Annotated in this window: 1 protein-coding gene; it reads left to right on the top strand. The window is 25.7% G+C overall.

Annotated features, from left to right (window positions below; all coding sequences use genetic code 11):
* Positions 1-3: 3 nt before the first annotated feature.
* A partial coding sequence (locus RT714_RS15885) for a M56 family metallopeptidase (RefSeq protein ID WP_313758992.1) occupies positions 4-1,608 on the top strand: 1,605 nt, incomplete at its 3' end.

Here is a 1,608-nt window from a genome sequence, read left to right as displayed (position 1 = left end):
TATATAAATATAATTAAATATATATGGTTAGGGTGTATGATTATTTTATTTCTATCAAAAATCATACCCTATATTAGATTTAAATCTGCAATTCTTAAAAAAAGTATAGAAGTTGAAGATAAAGATATTTTAGAATTATTTAATCTATGTAAAGATGAATTAAATATAAATAGTAGAATACACTTAAGAATTTGTGATACTATTGGATCCCCAATGCTAATAGGAGTATTTCATCCTATAGTATTAATTCCAAATAGTAATGAAGATTATAAAAGATCAAAAATGATATTCTTACATGAATTAAACCATTATAAACGAAAAGATATTACAGCAAAATTCTTTGGACTTATTATAAATGCAATACATTGGTTCAATCCAATAATATATATATTGCTAAAAGAAATGGATAAATATATTGAATACTCCATAGATGAAAAAGTAGTAGAAAAAATGGATATTAGTGACAGAAAATATTATGGAGAAACTATCTTGAATTTAATAGGCAATTCCATGACAAAGAAAAATTCTTTTACAACAGCTATGGGAAGTAATGGGAATCAATTAAAGTCTAGACTGGAAAATATGATATTTTCTTTTAAAATATCTAGAAAAAAACATATAGTTTCTTTGTTTATATCAGTTCTAATGCTTATATCAGGGATTACCGTAGCTTGCAGTATTTTACCCAATAAAACTATAGAAGAAAATAACCCTTTTGTAGTATATATCAAAGAAGATGGACTTTATTATTCTTATTTAAATGGCGGAGAAGAGATTAAAATCCATAAAGGGAAAGAATTTATTTATCCGCTTACTTCTAGAGGAGGAACATATATAGCCTATACTAAAGGAAAAGGATTTTATATATATGATATTAAAAATAAAGAATATGAAAAAATAGCAGATAATATGGAACATTATTATATTTCCTATGACTGGCTAGATGATGATACTATAGTATATTCTACAGACAATCCTGGGTTTACAATATATAATGTATCTACAAAAATAAGAAAAGAACATTTAGACGAATTTTATTATGATAACCTTAGAGCAGCAAATAAAGACACTATTTATGGTATAAAAATGAGTAAATGGACATCAGAAGGAACAGATTATGCTGCTAATGACGGTGTAGTGGAGATAAATTTAAAAAACTATGATTTAAAAAACAAGGTGTTTCCCATAAATACTATAATAAAATCCAGAGAAACGACAGATGAAATGATAGGATATAATCCTATTATATGGGATATAACAGAGAATGGGAAATACATTTATATAATGGAAAAACCTGCCTCAGGCTCATTAAGCACTGATGGCATAGGTATTGGAATATATGATGTGGAGAAAAAGGAACATATAGAATTTACAGACATAACAACATTAGCTTATAAAAATCATTTATCTATAAATCCAAAGAATAATAATTTAATTGGATTAATAGAAGGCGGTTATAGGGAAATGATTTTAAACAAGGAAATTGTTTTATTAACTATAGATGAAGATAAAACATATAAAACAATTAAATTTATGGATAAGGATTTAGTTGCTATGACTCCAAGTTTTACATTAGATGGGGAGAATTTATTATATTCAGCAACTAAA

It is taken from the genome of Tissierella sp., from assembly GCF_032104385.1.
Classification (GTDB): domain Bacteria; phylum Bacillota; class Clostridia; order Tissierellales; family Tissierellaceae; genus Tissierella.
Note: the sequence above shows the minus strand (reverse complement) of the source record. Positions and strands in the feature narration are given on the sequence as shown.